This window comes from Mesorhizobium sp. M6A.T.Cr.TU.016.01.1.1 (genome assembly GCF_003952585.1).
Lineage (GTDB): Bacteria > Pseudomonadota > Alphaproteobacteria > Rhizobiales > Rhizobiaceae > Mesorhizobium > Mesorhizobium mediterraneum.
The window spans coordinates 278,351-295,206 of the sequence record NZ_CP034452.1 but is presented as its reverse complement, the minus strand read 5'-3'; the positions used below and the strand labels follow the sequence as shown (position 1 = coordinate 295,206).

Sequence of the window (16,856 nt, the reverse complement as noted above, 5' to 3'; positions counted from 1 at the left end):
GCCCACGTGCTCCCGTATTGGGAACGGCGACACTCTCGTGAACGCTTTGCACGGGAGATGGCGAGCGTGGCTCCAATGTAGGATCATTGTGGGCCGAAGCCGCCAGGAGAAAGGGGCGATGGCACTTCCGGAGAACAGATTCTGCGTCTTCTGCGGCAAGATGTGGTTGGGCAAGGGATCTCAATGCCGACCGGCACGATAATTTCAGGGCGGGCGGGGTCACCCTGTAGCGCCGTTCACACTCAGGCCATATCCTTGAGCGTGTCCAGCGGCCCTTTCAGCGCAGACCTGGGCTGGATCAACTCTGGCGTAATCAGGAATGTCTGCGGCGGCGTCGTTGGTTCATCGATAAGCTCGAACGCCTTCGTAATCATCGCCTCAACATTCTGCCGCACCATGATTACCGGGAAGGGCAGGAATGAGCCGAACGGATCATAGTCGTAGCAACCGACAACAAGCTCGCTAAACATCTCCGCCGGACGGCCTGCCATGAAACGCAGCAGACCTTCCATGTTGATCGACGAATTGACGAACAGCGCGCGCGGCAGCTTGCCATGGCGTTGGTAAAACGCCTCGAAGGCACGCAAAGTTATATCGGGCGAATACCCGGAGGACTGCACACCGTCGTCAGGGTCGGCGCCCAGCAGTGCCTTCTTGGTCGCATGGAATGCGGCGATGCGTTCGCGGCTGGCGTGGTCGTTGCGGCCGCCAAACAGAAACAGCTCGTCCGGCCGTAGGGGATCGTCATTGCCGAAGTGGCGGATGATTGCTTCCGTCAGCATCCGCGCGCCCTCATAATTGTCGCTGATCACCGAGTGCGCCTTCGCTCCCGGCAGGTCGATGTTGATATGCTTCAGCCCCGCCGGTTCGCAGACCTCATGCACGCCGTCCGGATCGGTGGCGCCGACGATGAAGAGTTGGTCGATTGAATAAGAGATCAGCGTCTCCGCGGTCCGCCGTTCCTCTTCCGGGTCGCGACTGGCGCTGACCACCACCGGGCATTGACCGCGGCTACGCACATGCCCCTCAAACGTCTGCGCCATGGAGGAGAAGTAGCGATTGTCGTGGACGGGCAGCATAAGGCCGACCAGGCCCGATCGCGAGCGTCGCAAACCCCGCGCCTGCAGATTGGTGGTGTACTGGTGGCGTTCGGCGAGGCCGAGAATTGTTTCCGCCGTACTTTCCTTGATACGGCGCTTGCGCCAGGTGCCGTTCAGCACGGCACTCACGGTCGACGGCGAACTACCCGATAGCACGGACAGATCATAGATCGTCGCCTTCTTCTTGACCCGCTGATCCATCTGGCGCCTCCGGCGCGTCTTTTTAGAGCAACATCCCGCTTGACGAGAGCTTCTCGATGCACAATAGTTTCTGCACCATCGATTGTGCAAGCGAAAACCGCTGCATGATCGATGGGGGAGTGTCCCGTCTTTTCGGGGAGGTTTCTAACGGCCGCCGTCGTTCGACGGCTCGAGTGTGTTTCCACTAGGAACGTTATGGGAGGAGTACAGATGAAAAAGCTCATGATCGCGGCGCTTGCCGCGACCCTTATGCTTGGCGGTTCATTCGCTGCGATGGCACAGCAGGCCGGCAAGGTCGGCGTCGTCGTCAAGATCGGCGGCATTCCGTGGTTCAACGCTATGGAGGCGGGAATCAAGGAGCGCGGCCAGAAGCTCGGGATCGACGCATTCATGGTCGGCCCGACCAGCGCTGATCCGGCACTGCAAGTTCGCGCAATCGAGGATCTGATCGCTCAGGGCGTCAAAGTCATCGGTGTCGTGCCGAATGATGCAAAAGTGCTCGAACCAGTGCTGCAGAAGGCGAAGGACGCCGGCATCATCGTCATCACGCATGAATCGCCTGGCCAGAAGGGCGCCGACTGGGACTTCGAACTCGCGTCCGCCACCGGCTTCGGCGAAGCTCATGCCAAGCTCCTGGCGGAGAAGATGGGCGGCAAGGGTGAGTATGCAGTGTTCGTCGGCTCGCTGACGGTGCCGCTACACAATGCCTGGGCCGATGCGGCAATCGAGTATCTGAAGAAGAACAATCCCGACATGAAACTTGTCGGCGAACGTTATGGCGTCGCCGAGGATGTGGACAAGAGCCGCAGCACTGCACTTGACTTGATCTCCGCCAATCCCGGCTTGAAGGGCTTTCTCGCCTTCGGCAGCCAAGGGCCAATCGGCGCTGGCCGCGCAATCGAAGAGCGCCGGAAGGTGGGCGAAATTTTCGTGCTCGGGCCATTCTCGCCAGGCCAGGGCCAGAAGCTCATCAAAAACGACGCGATCTCCGGCGGTTTCATGTGGAATCCGAAGCAGGCGGGCGAGGTTTTCGTCACGCTGGCCGACCATCTCATGAAGGGCAACGAGATCAAGGATGGTGATACGATCGAAGGACTAGGGACAGTTAAGCCCGACTTCGAAAACCGTAACATCATCGTCGATCAGCTGGTCCCAATCAACAAGGATACTGTCGACGATCTCGCGGCGATGGGCCTGTAAAGCCTCCCAAGGCTATGGCAGCCGGGCTGGCCTCGAGCCGCCCGGCTGCAGGATTGCAACCGATTGGATCCAGGGTTCAACTCGATGGCTGATCAGGCACTCGATGGCGCCGCATCACGGCCGTTGCTGTCGCTCCGCAACGTCAACATGACGTTCGGCGGCGTGAAGGCGCTGAAGAATGTCAGCTTTGAGGTGCTGCCGGGCGAGGTGCATTGCCTCGCCGGCGAGAACGGCTCCGGCAAGAGCACGCTGATCAAGGTCATCACAGGCGTGTACAAGCCCGAGGCGGGCGCCGTGATCGACTATGACGGCCAGAGCTACTCCCATATGTCGCCGGTAACCGCGCAAGCCGGCGGGATTCAGGTCATCTGGCAGGACCTCGCCCTGTTTCCCGAGATGACTGTCGCCGAGAATATCGCGTTCCAGACTGTCATCGGCCGTTGGCCGCGGCTGGTGAACTATGCCGAAATGCGCCGTGTCGCGACCAACGCCTTGCAACGTCTTGGTGTTTACCTCGATGTCGATCTCGCACTACACCATTTTCCCATCGCACAGCGGCAGATCGTAGCAATCGCGCGCGCCCTCGTCGGCCAGGCGAAGCTCGTCTTCATGGACGAGCCGACGGCGTCGCTCACTCAATCCGAAACCGACTATCTGCTCGATATCGTGCGCAATCTGTCGGCGTCGGGCGTCGCCGTTGTGTTCGTCAGCCATCGCCTGGCGGAGGTTCTTGAAATCTCCAGCCGCGTGACCGTGCTGCGCGACGGCGCGCTCGTTGGCGTCTATCCAACCAAAGGCCTGACCCAATCGCGCATCACCGAACTGATGACGGGCAAGACCTTCGGCTATTCCGTCCTGCACCGGGATTTAGGCACGAGCCCGGTCATGCTTGAGGTCAAGGGGCTGTCGCGGCCCGGCGAATTCCAGGATGTGTCCTTGACGGTCCGGCGCGGCGAGACGCTCGGCATCACCGGGCTTCTCGGGGCAGGGCGCACCGAGCTCGCGCTGACGTTGTTTGGCATGCGCAAGCCGAAGTCGGGCTCTGTCGTCCTGGAGGGCAACCCCGTTCGCTTCGGTTCCAACCGTGACGCGATCGCCGCCGGCGTCGCCTATCTTTCGGAAGACCGGCTGTCGCTCGGTCTCATTCAGCCCCAGGCAATCGCCGATAACATGGTGATCGCGTCGCTAGACAAGATCCTTTCGCGCGGTTTGATTTCGAGCGATCGCAAGCGATCTCTGGTCAATCGCTGGATAAGGGATCTCGGCGTCAAGATCGGAAACCAGAACGACGCGATCTCGACGCTGTCAGGGGGAAATCAGCAACGTGTCGCCATTGCAAAATGGCTGGCGACCGATCCAAAGCTGCTTATCCTCGACGCACCGACAGTCGGCGTCGATGTCGGCGCGCGCGCCGGCATTTTCGACATCGTTTCCAAACTGGCGGACAGCGGCCTGGCTATTATCCTGATCTCGGATGAGGTCCCTGAAGTCTATTTCAATGCGGACCGTGTGCTGCACATGGCTCAGGGGCGCATTGTCGGCGAATATGCACCGGGCTGCACGACCCTCCAGGCGATCGAGGAGGCGGTCCATGCGTAGGTTTGTCCGCTCCCACGCAACGGAACTGGCTTTGCTCGCCGTGATCGCAGTCATCTGCGTCTTCCTCTCACTTGCGACAGACCGGTTCTTCACCCTCGGCAACGCCTTTGACCTTCTCAACACCAGCTCGGTCAACATCATCTTCGCTGTCGGCCTGCTCGTCGTGCTGATTGCCGGCGGAATTGACATCTCCTTCGCGGTTGCTGCCTCCGTTGTGCAATATCTGACGGCGACTGTCCTCGGTTGGGTCGGCGGCGGGAATTGGATTGTCGGCCTCATCATCGCTGGCGCTTTGGGCGTCGCGTTGGGCTGCGTCAACGCCTTCTTGATCCACGGGTTCAGGATCATCTCGATCGTCGCCACGATTTCGACCTTCAACATTTTCTTCGGCTTGCTGATGTTCTTCACAGGCGGCGTGTCGATCTACAATCTGCCAGACTGGCTCACCACCCGCGTCGTGCTGTTCGAGCGAGAGATGGCTGACGGCAGCTGGGCCGAGATCACCCTACCTGTGCTCATTATGGCGATATGCGTGTTCGCTACCTGGGCGTTGATCACGCGCACCACCACAGGTCGCCAGCTCTACGCATTTGGCGATAATCCGGAGGGCGCGCGCCGCTTCGGCATCAATATCGGTGCCATGCAATTTATCGCCTTCGGCTGGCTTGGCCTGATGGCGGGCATCGCCGGTCTCGTCCAAGCGCATTACGCGCAGGAAGTCGTGCCGAACGCCCTTTATGGGCGCGAACTCGACGTCCTGGCAGCGGCAGTCCTTGGCGGTGCGCGGCTCGGCGGCGGCAAAGGCAGCGTGCTTGGCTGCATTCTGGGCGTTCTGTTGGTCTCGATCACCCAGAACGGACTCAATTTGATGGGTGTGTCGCCTTTCGCGTTCAAGATGATCGTCGGCGCCATCATTCTTGCCGCCATCACCCTGTCGAACACCAGCATCGAACGCCTGCTGCCGTTCCTGAAAAGCCGACGGGTGCCTTCATGACGGTTTTGATTGACCGCGCCCGCAATGCGCTTGGCCCCGAACTGGCAGGTCCGCTTGCCGCGTTCGCGGTGGTCATGGTCGTGTTCGGCATTGCCGCGCCGAACTTCCTTTCCCGCGCCACCTTTGGATCCGTCGCCTTCCAGCTGCCGGAGCTCGGCCTCCTCACACTCGCTATGCTGCTGCCGATCCTGACCGGCGGCCTGAACCTGGCCATCACCTTCACGGCCAACATGGCCGGCCTGACGCTGGCTTGGGTACTGCAAAGCCAGGGAGGCGTCGACGCGGGCATCGGCGCCTTTGTCCTTGGCTCGGTCCTTGCCGTCGCGGTCGGAGCACTGAGTGGGCTGATCATGGGGCTCGTCATCGCCTACACCAAGGCTCACCCGATCCTGGTCTCACTTTCGATGATGATCTTCCTGCGCGGTCTCGGCGAATTCCTGACGCGGGGCGGCGACGTGTCCGGCATTCCCGGGTTCCTGGCGCGGATCGGCTATAGTTCGATTTTTGGCATTCCGGTGCCGTTGCTCATCTTCATCGCTAGCGTGCTGATCTGGCACATCCTGCTGACACGCATGAAGCTAGGCTTCAACACCTACATGATCGGCTCCAACATCGAAGCCACGCGCTATTCCGGTATCAATACGCGCAAGGTACAGGTTCTCGTCTACACACTGTCCGGCGCGATGTGCGCGGTCGCCGGTATCATCATGCTGGCGCGCTTCAATTCGGTGCGTGTCGGCCACGGCGAGTCTTACTTGCTGATCACCGTGCTTGCCTGCTTTCTTGGCGGGGTCAATCCGTTCGGCGGCTTCGGTCGGGTGATCCCGGTCTTCGTTGCGCTGGTCGTGCTCCAGCTTCTGTCCTCAGGGCTCAATCTGATGGGCGCAAACCAGCATCTTGCGACGGCAGTCTGGGGCATTTTGATGATCACGGTGATGATCCTGCGCTGGCTTGCCGGGCGCCTCAAATTCCTAAACACAAACAGAGGGTGAGTTGAGATGCATGGTTTTGGGGTCCACACCTCGATGTGGACGATGAACTGGGATCGGGCCGGCGCTGAGAAGGCGATCGCGGCTTCGGTCAAATACGGGATGGACTTTATCGAGATCGCGCTTCTGAACGCGCCGGCGGTCGATGCCGCGCATACGCGCGCCTTGCTCGAACAGCACAATCTTCCTGCCGTTTGCTCGCTTGGCCTGCCGGAGCGCGCCTGGGCCTCGGTGCGGCCGGATGCTGCCATCGAACATCTCGAAGTGGCGATCGACAAGACCGCCGAGATGGGCGCGCTGGCGCTTTCCGGCGTGATTTTCGGCGGTATCGGCGAACGCACCGGCCTGCCACCGACCGAGAAGGAATACGACAATATTGCGAATGTGCTGACCGTCGCCGCCAAGCACGCCAAAAAGCGCGGCATAGAGCTCGGAATCGAGGCGGTGAACCGCTACGAGAACCATTTGATCAATACCGGCGCGCAGGCCGTCTGGATGGTCGAGAAGGTCGGGGCCGACAACATCTTTGTTCATCTCGACACCTACCACATGAACATCGAGGAGAAGGGGGCCGCCAATGGCATTCTGGCCGCACGCGACTATCTGAAGTACATCCACTTGTCTGAGAGCGATCGCGGCACACCAGGCACCGGCAACTGCCCCTGGGACGAGATCTACGCGACGCTGGCGGCGATCGGCTTCAAGGGCGGACTTGCCATGGAAAGCTTCATCAACATGCCGCCGGAAGTCTCCTACGGTCTCTCAGTCTGGCGGCCAGTCGCGAAGGACGAGGCCGAAGTGATGGGCAATGGCTTGCCGTTCCTGCGCAACAAGGCTCGCCAATACGGTCTGATCTGAAACGATGGGTGACGCGCAGAAGGTGGACGGCGCAAGGATCGCCGTCCTCGATGTCGGCAAGACCAATATAAAGCTCTCCGCGATGACATTCGACGGCATGCTCGCGGAGAGCCTCTGCGTCCGCAACGAAGTGCGGCCCGGTCCACCTTGGCGGCACCACGATCTCAATGGCATTAGCGACTGGCTGTTCGGCTCGCTCGCCAGTTTGTGCCGTCGTCATCCGTTGGAAAAAATGGTCGGCACCGGACATGGCTCCGCGGGGGTTCTGGTGAACGCAGATCCCGACGACACTTCCGCCCTGCCGATGATTGACTACGAGCAGGACCTGCCGCCTGCAATTCGCGATGGTTACGCGCCGCTTTCGGGCGATTTCTTCGATCGCGGCAGCTCGATGATGCTGAAGGCCGCCCACCAGGCGCGCCAGCTGTATTGGATGCAGCAGGTTGATCCGGAGCGCGTCGCTCAAGCTCGTTGGTATCTGGGCTTGCCCCAATATTGGGCCTGGCGGCTGTCAGGCGTGCCATCGGCCGAAACGACGGTTCTTTCGGCGCAATCACATCTATGGAACAACGTGCGCAAGGAGTGGTCGCCCATTGTGGCGGGGCAGGGCTGGAAGCGCCTCATGCCACCATTCCATCCGGCATGGGAGACGTTGGGGCCAATCCGGCAGGATCTAGCGCGCCGGCACGGCATATCGGAAAAGCTGTCTGTTCTGACCGGCGGCCACGACAGCAGCCTGAACCTCTACCGCTATCAGGCGGCAGGCATGCGCGATGCCTGCGTGATCTCCACCGGAACCTGGATTGTCGGAATGTGCGCCGCGACACCTCTCGACCAACTCGATGAAAATCGCGGAATGGTGCTAAACAGCGACGTGACAGGACGCCCGGTTGGCGGTGTTTTGACCATGGGCGGACGAGAATTCAGTCATGTGGCAGGGCAGGGGCAAGAAGGAAATTCGGCCGACGCCGCGCTGGTCAGTTCGTTGATTGGGCGAGGCACCTTCGCATTGCCGTCGTTCGGCGACGATGACGGACTGTTTCCCGGCAGCGCTGGGCGCGGCCGGTTTGAAGGGCCGCCTGCAGAAACCCCTGAGGAGCGCAAGGCGCTCGCGGTGCTCTATGCCGCGCTGCTGACAGCGGAATGTATCGATGCGCTGAAGGAAAACGGGTTGGTTGCATTGGATGGCACCTTCCTGCGGGACCCGCTCTACGCCATGCTGGTTGCCGCGCTGCGGCCAAACGCCGAAACGGTTTACAACCTCGACTCCTACGGCACCGCTTCGGGTGCGGCATTACTTGGCGAACATGAAGCTCGTGACACGCCGGCTCCGATCGCGCTCAGCCTGCCGGCCGCCTTTGCCGGCGATCGTGCGGCGCTCGCGGCCTATGCGCAGCGGTGGCGCGAACTGGCAAACAGACACATTCTTCCGAGACAAGACAGAAGGACTGACCGATGACTGATGACAGCGCTCTGCGCCGCGAGATGGTGGATGTTTGCCGCCGGATGAACTCCAGCGGTATCAACCAGGGCAATGCCGGCAACCTGTCGGTGCGCTCCAGCGACGGTTTCCTGATCACGCCCTCATCGCGACCCTACGAAACGATGACGCCCGAAGACATCGTCGAGATGGGCTTTGATGGCACCTATGTCGGACGACGACCCTCCTCGGAGTGGCGCTTCCACCGTGACATCTTGAGGGAGCGGCAGGAGATCAACGTCGTGCTGCATTGCCACTCGCTCTATGCTACGACGCTGGCCTGCCATCATAAGACGATCCCGAGCTTCCACTATATGACAGGAGTGGCGGGCGGTACGACCATTCGCTGCGCGGGCTACGCAACCTTTGGCACGCAGGCCTTGTCCGACAATGCCTTGGTTGCACTCAAGGATCGCCGCGCCTGCCTGCTCGGCCAGCACGGTCAGATTTCGCTCGGCAAGACCATGGAAGCTGCGTTGTGGCTGGCGAACGAGGTCGAAACCCTGTCGCGCATGTATGTCCAGGCGCTTACCCTTGGCGAGCCGCCTGTCCTTTCCGACGAGGAGATGGCGCGGGTGATCGAGCAGATGAAGAAGATGAGCTATGGCCAAGCGCCGGATCCGGAGGGAACGAACGATCTGGCGCGGCCGCGCGATGCTGCGGTCTAGCACGGCTTTGGCAGATTTTTAGCGGAGAGATGCCTGAGCCGCGTGGGCAGCGGACTGGCGGCGGCTGTGCGAGGGCTGAGGGATCGCCTGCCGATCGTCTCGCTTTATCCCATTCGCCGCCTTGAGCTCGACTGTGGCAGGTGAAGACTGAAATGTCGCCCTTATGACAAACGTTGAATCAAATCGTTCAGCAAGAGCAGCGACGCCCCGGCGAACACAGCCGCAGCCGCGTCGTCCAGCATGATGCCGAGACCACCCCTTACCTTGTCATGCATGACGCGGATGGGCCAGGGTTTGACGACATCGAAAAACCGGAAAGCAAGGAAACCTGCTGCCCACCAGACCGGGTCGAGCGGCAGCATGGAAAGTGTTGCGGCGGTACCGAAGGTCTCGTCAATGACGACGATCTGCGGATCCTCCGTTTCGGTATGGGAGACGACATGCGACGACGCCCATACTCCCACGGCGAATACGGCCATGTAGGCAACCACGACCAGCCAAGGCGATGCAGGTATTAGCACCGCGGCAAGAACCACTCCAACTGCCGCGCCGCCCGTGCCCGGCCATAACGGAGATAATCCTGCGCCGGCCGAGGTCGCAAGCAGGTAAGCGAACTTAGGCAGAAATTTACGCATCCAGTTTCGGGCGCTTCCCCGTGAATTGTAAATAGGCATTATAATCACATCTTTCGGGTTACTGCCGCTAGACCGCCGGTCGATTTGCGACGGCGGACACAAGGGGCATTGCAGAAACTTCGAAACAACATCGGAGGTTATCGCAGCGACCGGAGCTTTCGCCGTCGGCTTGACAGTTCTCTGACTGCCTTAATCCATGGGCGCATTCGCCAAAGACTTGAGCCGGGGAAGAGCCTGATCCGGTTTCGACCGCGCTGACCACCTCGATCGGCGCCGACGGGCTGGAACGAACCCACAATTTGCCGGTTAAGCTTCGCGGAACGACATCATCAGAGGAGCCAAGTCATCATGATCGCCGGTCTCATGAAACGTCGCATCGACCCGCTATGGGAGCACGCCGCTTCCCCGCTGATCGGGATCGGCATGACCCCGAACCAGGTTACATCAGGCGGGCTGGTGCTCGTCGCCTTGTCGTGCGCCGCCTATGTGTACCACCAGTCAACCCTTGCCTTTGGCCTTTGCCTCGCGTTGGCGTTTACCTTCGACGCGCTGGACGGCGCGGTTGCCCGTCGGAGACATATGAGCACCAAGGCCGGTGGCTATTTCGACGCGATGGCCGACCGATATCAGGAACTTGCCGTGTTTGCGGCAATAGGCTGGGTCGCCGATCTGTGGGCGATCGCAATGATCGCGTTCGCCGGCGGAATCCTCACCAGCTACGCCAAGGCGCGGACGGCGATCGAAATTCCCATAGAAAATCAGGCGTGGCCGGATTTCTTCGAACGGATGGAACGTCTGGTGTTCATTTGCGTGCTATTGGTCGCCGACGGAATCGCGATCGCCATGGGCGCCACTTCGCCCTGGATTCTCACGGGCGGGTTCGCGTTTTACGCGCTGCTGGCAAACGCCACAGCGCTGCAACGGACCAATCGCGCATTTGCGATGCTCAAACGAGCGGACGCGAAGCAGCCGTGAGACGGTGAAATCCATAACGCAAGCATCGATAACGGCCGCCTCACCTGGGGGGACCCGTCCGGTCGACCTGCTCCCGCGCCCTGACCCAGAAAAGGTGGTCATGACAACGGTTTGGCCGGTGGAAAACGTGAGGCGCTGGCACGGGCGCAGTCGGGTTAAAAACGATCCACGCGCGACCTGCGTCCTCTGGCATAGCGAAGTTGCTGACCCCTGTGGCCCGATATCCGCACCCTCGTTAGACCGTTTCGAGCCGGCTGAACCGAACTGGGATGAGTTTGCGGGTCTTCAGTTGCCCTACCGAACCCTTGTCGATGACCGTCAGCAACTGCCCTTGTTCGGGTCCCATAGGCATAACCAAGCGGCCCCCCGGCTTGAGCTGCTCAAGCAAAGCCGACGGCACCCGCCCAGCCGCCACGGTGACTAGGATCTTGTCGAACGGGGCGTGCTCGGGCCAGCCGCGAGACCCGTCTCCGACACGAATGCTGATATTGGATAGACCGAGGCCCTGCAGGAGAGCCTCGGCATGGCTCGCGAACTCCTCAATGATTTCGACGCTCCAAACGTGCCCGGCGAGTTCCGCGAGGATTGCGGTTTGGTAGCCCAGGCCAGTGCCGATCTCGAGCACCGCCTCGTGCGGTTGAAGAGCAAGGAGATCGGTCATGAGAGCGACGATGAACGGCTGCGAGACGGTTTTGTCGAAGCCGATCGGCAGTGGCATGTCCTGATAAGCATAAGGAGCGACTGAGCTTGGCACGAAGAGATGGCGCGGCACACGCTGCATCGCTGCCATCACCCGTTCATCGAGCGCCGCCTTGCCGAGTTCGTCGCTTGCAAGGTCGGTATGGATCGCAATCATCTCAACCATGTGTCGGCGTAAAACTGCGAGATGTTGTTCGTTCATTGGCTTCATGACGGTGGGGCTTTCCTCAACCAGCTTGCTGCCAAATAGGCTTATATCCTGTTCGTCACAGCAATGCCCGTCATGGTTTCCAGTTGCGGGTGGCCACCGCGACCGGAGGCAATTTTAGCGTTGCGTCTGGTATATACCGGCGGCAGCCCTGGAGATCCGGTGCCATGTCACCATAACGGTATGTCCTAGCTCGCGGTGATCGAACGACGAACGGCTGAATTGCCGCATGCGTGGGCAGCCGGCGATCTCGATCGGGACGTCGTCGTTGTAGTAGTGGACGCCGGTTTCACCGAGCGATGCTGCGACTGCTGGATGGCTTCGGGCAGCGGAATGCCACGACGGGCGTTCCCACAACGTCGAGCCAAAGCCCCGGGGATGCCGCTACTTTATCGCTTCCACGAGTGCTGAGTGGAACTCGCCGGGTGCCTCTATCTGTGGTGAATGTCCAAGCTCTGGGAACTCGACGAGCGTCGCGTTTGGAATGGCCGCGGCTGCAGCGCGTCCGAGTTTTGGATATTGGCCGAGCGTCTTCGCGACCTCCGCGCTGGCGCGATTGCTGCCCGGGGCGGTGCGATCCTTGCCTCCGATGATCAGCGTTGTCGGTACGGAGATATTGCCAAACTCATGGATGACAGGTTGGGTGAAGATCATGTCCGAGGTTTGGGCCTGATTCCACGCCACTATCTCCTTGCCCTCGCCAGCGTACATGCCAGCCAGCATGCTCACCCAACGGTCGTATTCCGGCTTCCAGTCGCCATTGTAATAGACGCGCTGCTGGTAGGCCTTGATGCTGGCGAAGCTGGTTTTCAGTTCGCTGGCGTATGCCGTGTCGAGGGTGGCATAGGGAACACCTTTCGCCTGCCAGTCCTCGAGACCGATCGGATTCACCAGCACCAGGCGCTCCACGGTTTGAGGAAACTGCAGAGCGTAGCGTGCTGCCAGCATGCCGCCCATGGAATGGCCGACAAGGATGACGTCGGATACATCGAGGGATTCGATGAGCTCAGCGGTGTTATTGGTCAGTTGCTGAAACGAGAATTGATATTTCGGCGGCTTGGTCGACTTGCAGAAGCCGACCTGATCCGGCGCAATGACGCGGTAACCCGCTGTCGTCAGCACGTCGATGGTCACTTCCCAGGTTCCGGCGCAGAAATTCTTGCCGTGCAATAGCACGACGGTCTTGCCGTTCGCCTTCCCGCGCGCCGGAACATCGAGATAAGCCATTTCGATGGGCTGGCGCTGCGACGTGAAGCTGTGGATCTTGACCGGATGGGCATAGCTGAAGCCCTCCAGTCGAGGGCCATAGACGGCACCGGAGGCGGTCGCGCCGGGGTCCTGGGCGAGAGCCGATGTCGTTAGGGTGATGAAGATGGCGGCGCTGGCTGGAATGCGCATGAAAGTCCTCTCTGTAATTCTCGGCGAGAATTATGGCCATCAATACGAGCGGCTTGTGACAGGCCTCGTCACCATCTCGGCACGGAGATAACGATCAGTTGATCGTGGCACGCACAAAGAGGACCGCCTCTCTGCTGTGCACCGTGCGACTTCACTGTTGGAGAATCCGGGGCTACACTATCGGCGCCGCCCACACACATCACGTCGGTAGCAAAAATGGATCTGCAAGCCTTCAGAGATTCGATTGCGCAATCACAGCCGCCCGCCGGCTTGAGCCCCGCCCTGCAGGCGCTGTGGTGGGATGCAAAGGGCGATTGGGATAAGGCGCACGAGTGCGCGCAGGCGCGCGACGATACGGCGGGTATGCGCGTTCATGCCTACCTCCATCGCAAGGAAGGCGATCAATCGAATGCGGAATATTGGTATCGTCGCTGCGGCGCCGCGCCGTCGACCTTGACGCTTGATGAGGAATGGCAAGAGTTAGCGCGTGCACTTTTGGGGCAAAGCTGATGCCTTCCGCACGCCAAGTCTGGTTCTGGGGGCCTTCACTCGAACCGCAGCGATGACTTTGATATAGTACCGCGGTCACGATCGAGAGCCTGCTCAGTCCGCCGCTCGCCGCAAACAGGCAGGCGGCATCTCTCTGCCACGGTCGGACATCTTGCTCCTGGCGCTGGTCCAAGATCGCAACGGAAGTTCAATTTCATTTCCTCTGATGCCCGTCATAATTAGGCCGGCGGCGGCATTACCAGCATGTCTCGAGGAGGAGATGAAAATGCGGCTCAATAGGTGTTTCAATTTTGCAGGTAAGGTTTCATCGGTGCTTTCTCCCGCAGCAGGGAGGAAACGGCGTCTGCGTCAGACTATCCTGATATGTGCAGCTGTGGCCGCCGGTTCCGCGACGGTTGGTTTCGGGGCACAAAGCGCCGAAACGGGAGCCTGGATCACCACTTGGGCTGCCACACCTGCTCCGCGCTGGTTGGATGATCTTCCTGCGCCTTTTGGAGTGCCGGAGGTATTGGAGAATCAGACCGTCCGCCAAGTTGCCCGCATCAGCGTTGGCGGCAATACCGTCCGGGTCGTCCTATCGAATGCTTTCGGCGCTAGGCCGCTGACTATCGGGGCCGGCAGCGTCGGAATAGCAGGCAAGAACGGCGACGTCGATCAGGCGACCCTGAAGCCCCTGACCTGGGGCGGCAAGAGTTCTGTGGTCGTTCCGCCGGGAGCCCCGATCCTCAGCGACCCCGTCGACCTGCCGGCAGAAGCGCTTTCCGAAATCTCGGTCAGCATCTTCCTGCCGAAGAAGACGGCGCTCTCGTCGGTGCATTGGGATGGTGTGCAAACCGCCTACATTTCCGGCCCGGGGAACTTCACAAACGAGGCGGCGTTCAAAGCTGACAGCACACTCAAATCACGCCTTTTTCTGAGCGATATATGGGTTGACGCCGCGCCGGAATCCCAGGCGATCGTGTTTTTCGGGGATTCCATCACGGATGGGAATTGTTCGACCCCCGACGCCAATAACCGCTGGCCAGACCATATCGCCAAGCGATTGCAGGAAACCGCCCACAAGGTCGCGGTGATTAACGAAGCTTTTTCGGGCAATCGCGTGTTGACCGACGGTATGGGTGTCAATGCGCTGGCGCGTTTCGATTCTGATATCCTGAGCCATCCGAAAGTCTCGACCGTCGTCGTAATGATGGGCATCAACGATATCGGCTGGCCCGGCGAAAATGCAATCACGCCGGACGACAAGGAACCGGCCGCCGAAGAGATCATCACCGGATACAAACAGCTCATCGACCGCGCGCATGCCCACGGCATACGCATTGTAGGCGCGACGTTGACCCCCTTCGCCGACACCTTCAAAGGACTTCCCACCGAGGGTTACTACACACCCGAGAAGGAAAAGATACGCGTCGCAGTGAACGAATGGATACGCACCGGTGGCGGCTTCGATGGCGTGGTCGACTTCGACAAGGTGATGGAAGACCCGGCCAAACCGGGGTATCTGCGCGACGACTACGACTGCGGCGATAATCTTCATCCCAACGACGCGGGATACAAGGCGATGGCAGACGCGGTCGATCTCGACGTCCTGTTGGGTTCAGCTAAATAGGTCACTGCTGACCTTGCCGCGCTGCTCAGGTATTGCGCGGCAAGGTCGGTTCCCCCGGATGTCGAGACCGAGAATTGCAACCTGGTGCTTGGGACTGGGATCCGGATTTCCCACACAGGTCCCACGACGTGTTAAGCGTTTGGTAACTCTCCTAAGTCGAAAGCCAAAAGGTATTGGCTCCTTTTGCCCGCGATAGGTGTTAGGGCTGACATCGGGGCGAGACAAAAGGAGAAAAGACCGGGATGGCCACGGTACTGAACGCCAAGGGCGTTCCACTTCCCTATAGCGGGTCCTCCGTAAAGTGGTATTCAGCGACGAATTCCGGCCCAACACTTTATGGCAGCACGTCCAACGACTCGATATATGGGGACGGCAGTGTCACCGTCACGATGTATGGCGGCAAGGGCGATGACATCTATTATCTGTATTCCTCGAAAAACAAGGCGGTCGAGCGGCCCGGCGAGGGTGTCGACACCATCTCGACCTGGATGAGCTATAAGCTCCCAGCGAATTTCGAGAACCTGACGGTCACGGGCGACAAACGCTATGCTTTCGGAAACGAGCTGAACAACATCATTACCGGCGGCTCCGGCCAACAGACGCTCGACGGCTTACAGGGCGATGACGTGCTCAAGGGCGGATCCGGGGCGGACATTTTCATCGTGACCCCCGGCAACGGCAGTGATCTGATCCTGGACTTTGGCGCTCAGGATACCGTCCGTGTCGGGAGCTACGGCTTCACCTCCTTCGAGGAGGTGCGCGCCAACATGGTCCAGTCGGGAGCGAACGTCCGACTCAATCTGTCCGACAACGAGTTTCTCGTCTTCGCCAACAAGACCATCGGCGAGTTTACCGCAAGTCAGTTCAAGATGGCCGTGGACAGGTCGGCTCTGGAACTCACCTTTTCGGACGAGTTCGACACGCTGGACCTGTGGAATGGCTCGAGCGGCACCTGGGACTCGAATTTCTGGTGGGGAGCCGCAAACGGCAGCTCGCTCACGAGCAACAAAGAGCTTCAATGGTATATCGATACCAACTACGCCCCGACGCGTTCCGTCAACCCGTTCAGCGTTGACGACGGTATTCTTACGATTACCGCCGCCAAGGCCCCTGCGGCGATCCGGCCCGAGATAAACAACTACCAATACACGTCAGGTTTGCTGACGACCTACGAATCCTTCGCGCAGACCTACGGCTATTTCGAAATTCGAGCCGACATGCCCGAAAAACAGGGTGTATGGCCGGCCTTCTGGCTTCTCCCGGCAGACGGCTCCTGGCCACCGGAACTGGACGTCGTGGAGATGGTCGGTCAGGATCCAAACAAGCTCATTCTGACAAGCCACTCGAACGAGACGGGGACTCAGACGACAGTGACCTCGACGGCGTATGCCGCGGATACCGAAGGGTTCCACACATATGGCGTGCTGTGGACAGAAGACGAACTCGTTTGGTATTTCGATGACGTCGAAGTTGCTCGTGCCGCAACGCCTGCCGATATGCACGAGCCGATGTATATGCTGGTCGATCTGGCGGTTGGTGGCATCGCGGGAGCGCCTGCCGACGGGCTTGCGACGCCGGCGGAAATGCAGATCGACTACATCCATGCCTATGCGTTGAACGATTGGATTATCTAGGCGTAACACCTGACGGTGGGCTCGGCACGGACGCGTTCGTCATCAGGCCTGATTTCGGGCGCGGTCATTGCCGCCTGAGACTGAACCGGGACTGATGTG

15 protein-coding genes are annotated in these 16,856 nt (G+C 60.1%); 11 read left to right on the top strand and 4 right to left on the bottom strand.

Translation table 11 applies throughout. The features are described 5' to 3' along the window. Positions 1-242: 242 nt before the first annotated feature. Entirely contained in the window at positions 243-1,301 is a 1,059-nt protein-coding gene (locus EJ075_RS01350) for a LacI family DNA-binding transcriptional regulator (RefSeq protein WP_126103064.1), read from the bottom strand. Between the two features lie 210 nt (positions 1,302-1,511). Here EJ075_RS01350 and EJ075_RS01345 point away from each other — a divergent pair, with 210 nt between their 5' ends. The 7 genes from EJ075_RS01345 to EJ075_RS01315 all read left to right on the top strand — a co-directional run bounded on the left by EJ075_RS01345 (position 1,512) and on the right by EJ075_RS01315 (position 9,089). Continuing rightward, complete coding sequence (locus EJ075_RS01345) at positions 1,512-2,501, top strand: autoinducer 2 ABC transporter substrate-binding protein (RefSeq protein ID WP_126103063.1); 990 nt, start codon at positions 1,512-1,514, stop codon at positions 2,499-2,501. An 84-nt stretch (positions 2,502-2,585) separates the two neighbouring features. Beyond that, positions 2,586-4,100, top strand: coding sequence for a sugar ABC transporter ATP-binding protein (locus tag EJ075_RS01340; protein WP_126103062.1), 1,515 nt, complete (start codon positions 2,586-2,588; stop codon positions 4,098-4,100). Continuing rightward, positions 4,093-5,094 carry an ABC transporter permease gene (locus EJ075_RS01335; protein ID WP_126103061.1) on the top strand — a complete coding sequence of 334 codons (1,002 nt, stop codon included), beginning with the start codon at positions 4,093-4,095 and terminating at the stop codon, positions 5,092-5,094. Before EJ075_RS01340 ends, EJ075_RS01335 begins: the two co-directional genes overlap by 8 nt. Beyond that, complete coding sequence (locus EJ075_RS01330) at positions 5,091-6,086, top strand: ABC transporter permease (protein ID WP_095486360.1); 996 nt, start codon at positions 5,091-5,093, stop codon at positions 6,084-6,086. Before EJ075_RS01335 ends, EJ075_RS01330 begins: the two co-directional genes overlap by 4 nt. Before the next feature lie 6 nt (positions 6,087-6,092). Beyond that, on the top strand, positions 6,093-6,941 hold the full coding sequence (locus EJ075_RS01325; RefSeq protein ID WP_126103060.1) for a sugar phosphate isomerase/epimerase: 849 nt from the start codon (positions 6,093-6,095) through the stop codon (positions 6,939-6,941). Between the two features lie 4 nt (positions 6,942-6,945). Continuing rightward, positions 6,946-8,400, top strand: a complete 1,455-nt coding sequence (locus tag EJ075_RS01320; RefSeq protein ID WP_126103059.1) for an FGGY family carbohydrate kinase — start codon at positions 6,946-6,948, stop codon at positions 8,398-8,400. Then, positions 8,397-9,089 (top strand): class II aldolase/adducin family protein, encoded by a 693-nt coding sequence (locus EJ075_RS01315; protein WP_126103058.1) that lies wholly within the window; start codon positions 8,397-8,399, stop codon positions 9,087-9,089. Before EJ075_RS01320 ends, EJ075_RS01315 begins: the two co-directional genes overlap by 4 nt. Positions 9,090-9,250: 161 nt before the next feature. Here the strand turns inward: EJ075_RS01315 and EJ075_RS01310 are convergent, their stop codons facing one another. Beyond that, positions 9,251-9,724, bottom strand: a complete 474-nt coding sequence (locus tag EJ075_RS01310; protein WP_164547013.1) for a phosphatidylglycerophosphatase A — start codon at positions 9,722-9,724, stop codon at positions 9,251-9,253. Positions 9,725-10,072: 348 nt separating this feature from the next. Between EJ075_RS01310 and EJ075_RS01305 the strand changes: the two genes are divergently transcribed. After that, the gene (locus EJ075_RS01305) at positions 10,073-10,699 is read left to right on the top strand and encodes a CDP-alcohol phosphatidyltransferase family protein (protein WP_126103056.1); all 627 of its coding nucleotides are present in this window, start codon (positions 10,073-10,075) and stop codon (positions 10,697-10,699) included. A 235-nt stretch (positions 10,700-10,934) separates the two neighbouring features. Here the strand turns inward: EJ075_RS01305 and EJ075_RS01300 are convergent, their stop codons facing one another. After that, positions 10,935-11,609: a protein-L-isoaspartate(D-aspartate) O-methyltransferase gene (locus EJ075_RS01300; RefSeq protein WP_126103055.1), complete on the bottom strand. Its 675-nt coding sequence runs from the start codon at positions 11,607-11,609 to the stop codon at positions 10,935-10,937. A gap of 381 nt (positions 11,610-11,990) precedes the next feature. After that, a complete protein-coding gene (locus EJ075_RS01295; RefSeq protein ID WP_126103054.1) occupies positions 11,991-13,004 on the bottom strand; it encodes an alpha/beta hydrolase in 1,014 nt (337 codons plus the stop codon). A gap of 216 nt (positions 13,005-13,220) precedes the next feature. Here EJ075_RS01295 and EJ075_RS01290 point away from each other — a divergent pair, with 216 nt between their 5' ends. From EJ075_RS01290 to EJ075_RS01280, 3 genes are all read left to right on the top strand, one after another. Continuing rightward, positions 13,221-13,514, top strand: a complete 294-nt coding sequence (locus EJ075_RS01290; protein ID WP_126103053.1) for a hypothetical protein — start codon at positions 13,221-13,223, stop codon at positions 13,512-13,514. Positions 13,515-13,779: 265 nt separating this feature from the next. Next, positions 13,780-15,123, top strand: a complete 1,344-nt coding sequence (locus tag EJ075_RS01285) for an SGNH/GDSL hydrolase family protein (RefSeq protein ID WP_126103052.1) — start codon at positions 13,780-13,782, stop codon at positions 15,121-15,123. 242 nt (positions 15,124-15,365) lie between these two features. Beyond that, positions 15,366-16,757, top strand: coding sequence for a family 16 glycosylhydrolase (locus EJ075_RS01280; protein WP_126103051.1), 1,392 nt, complete (start codon positions 15,366-15,368; stop codon positions 16,755-16,757). Positions 16,758-16,856: the final 99 nt, after the last annotated feature.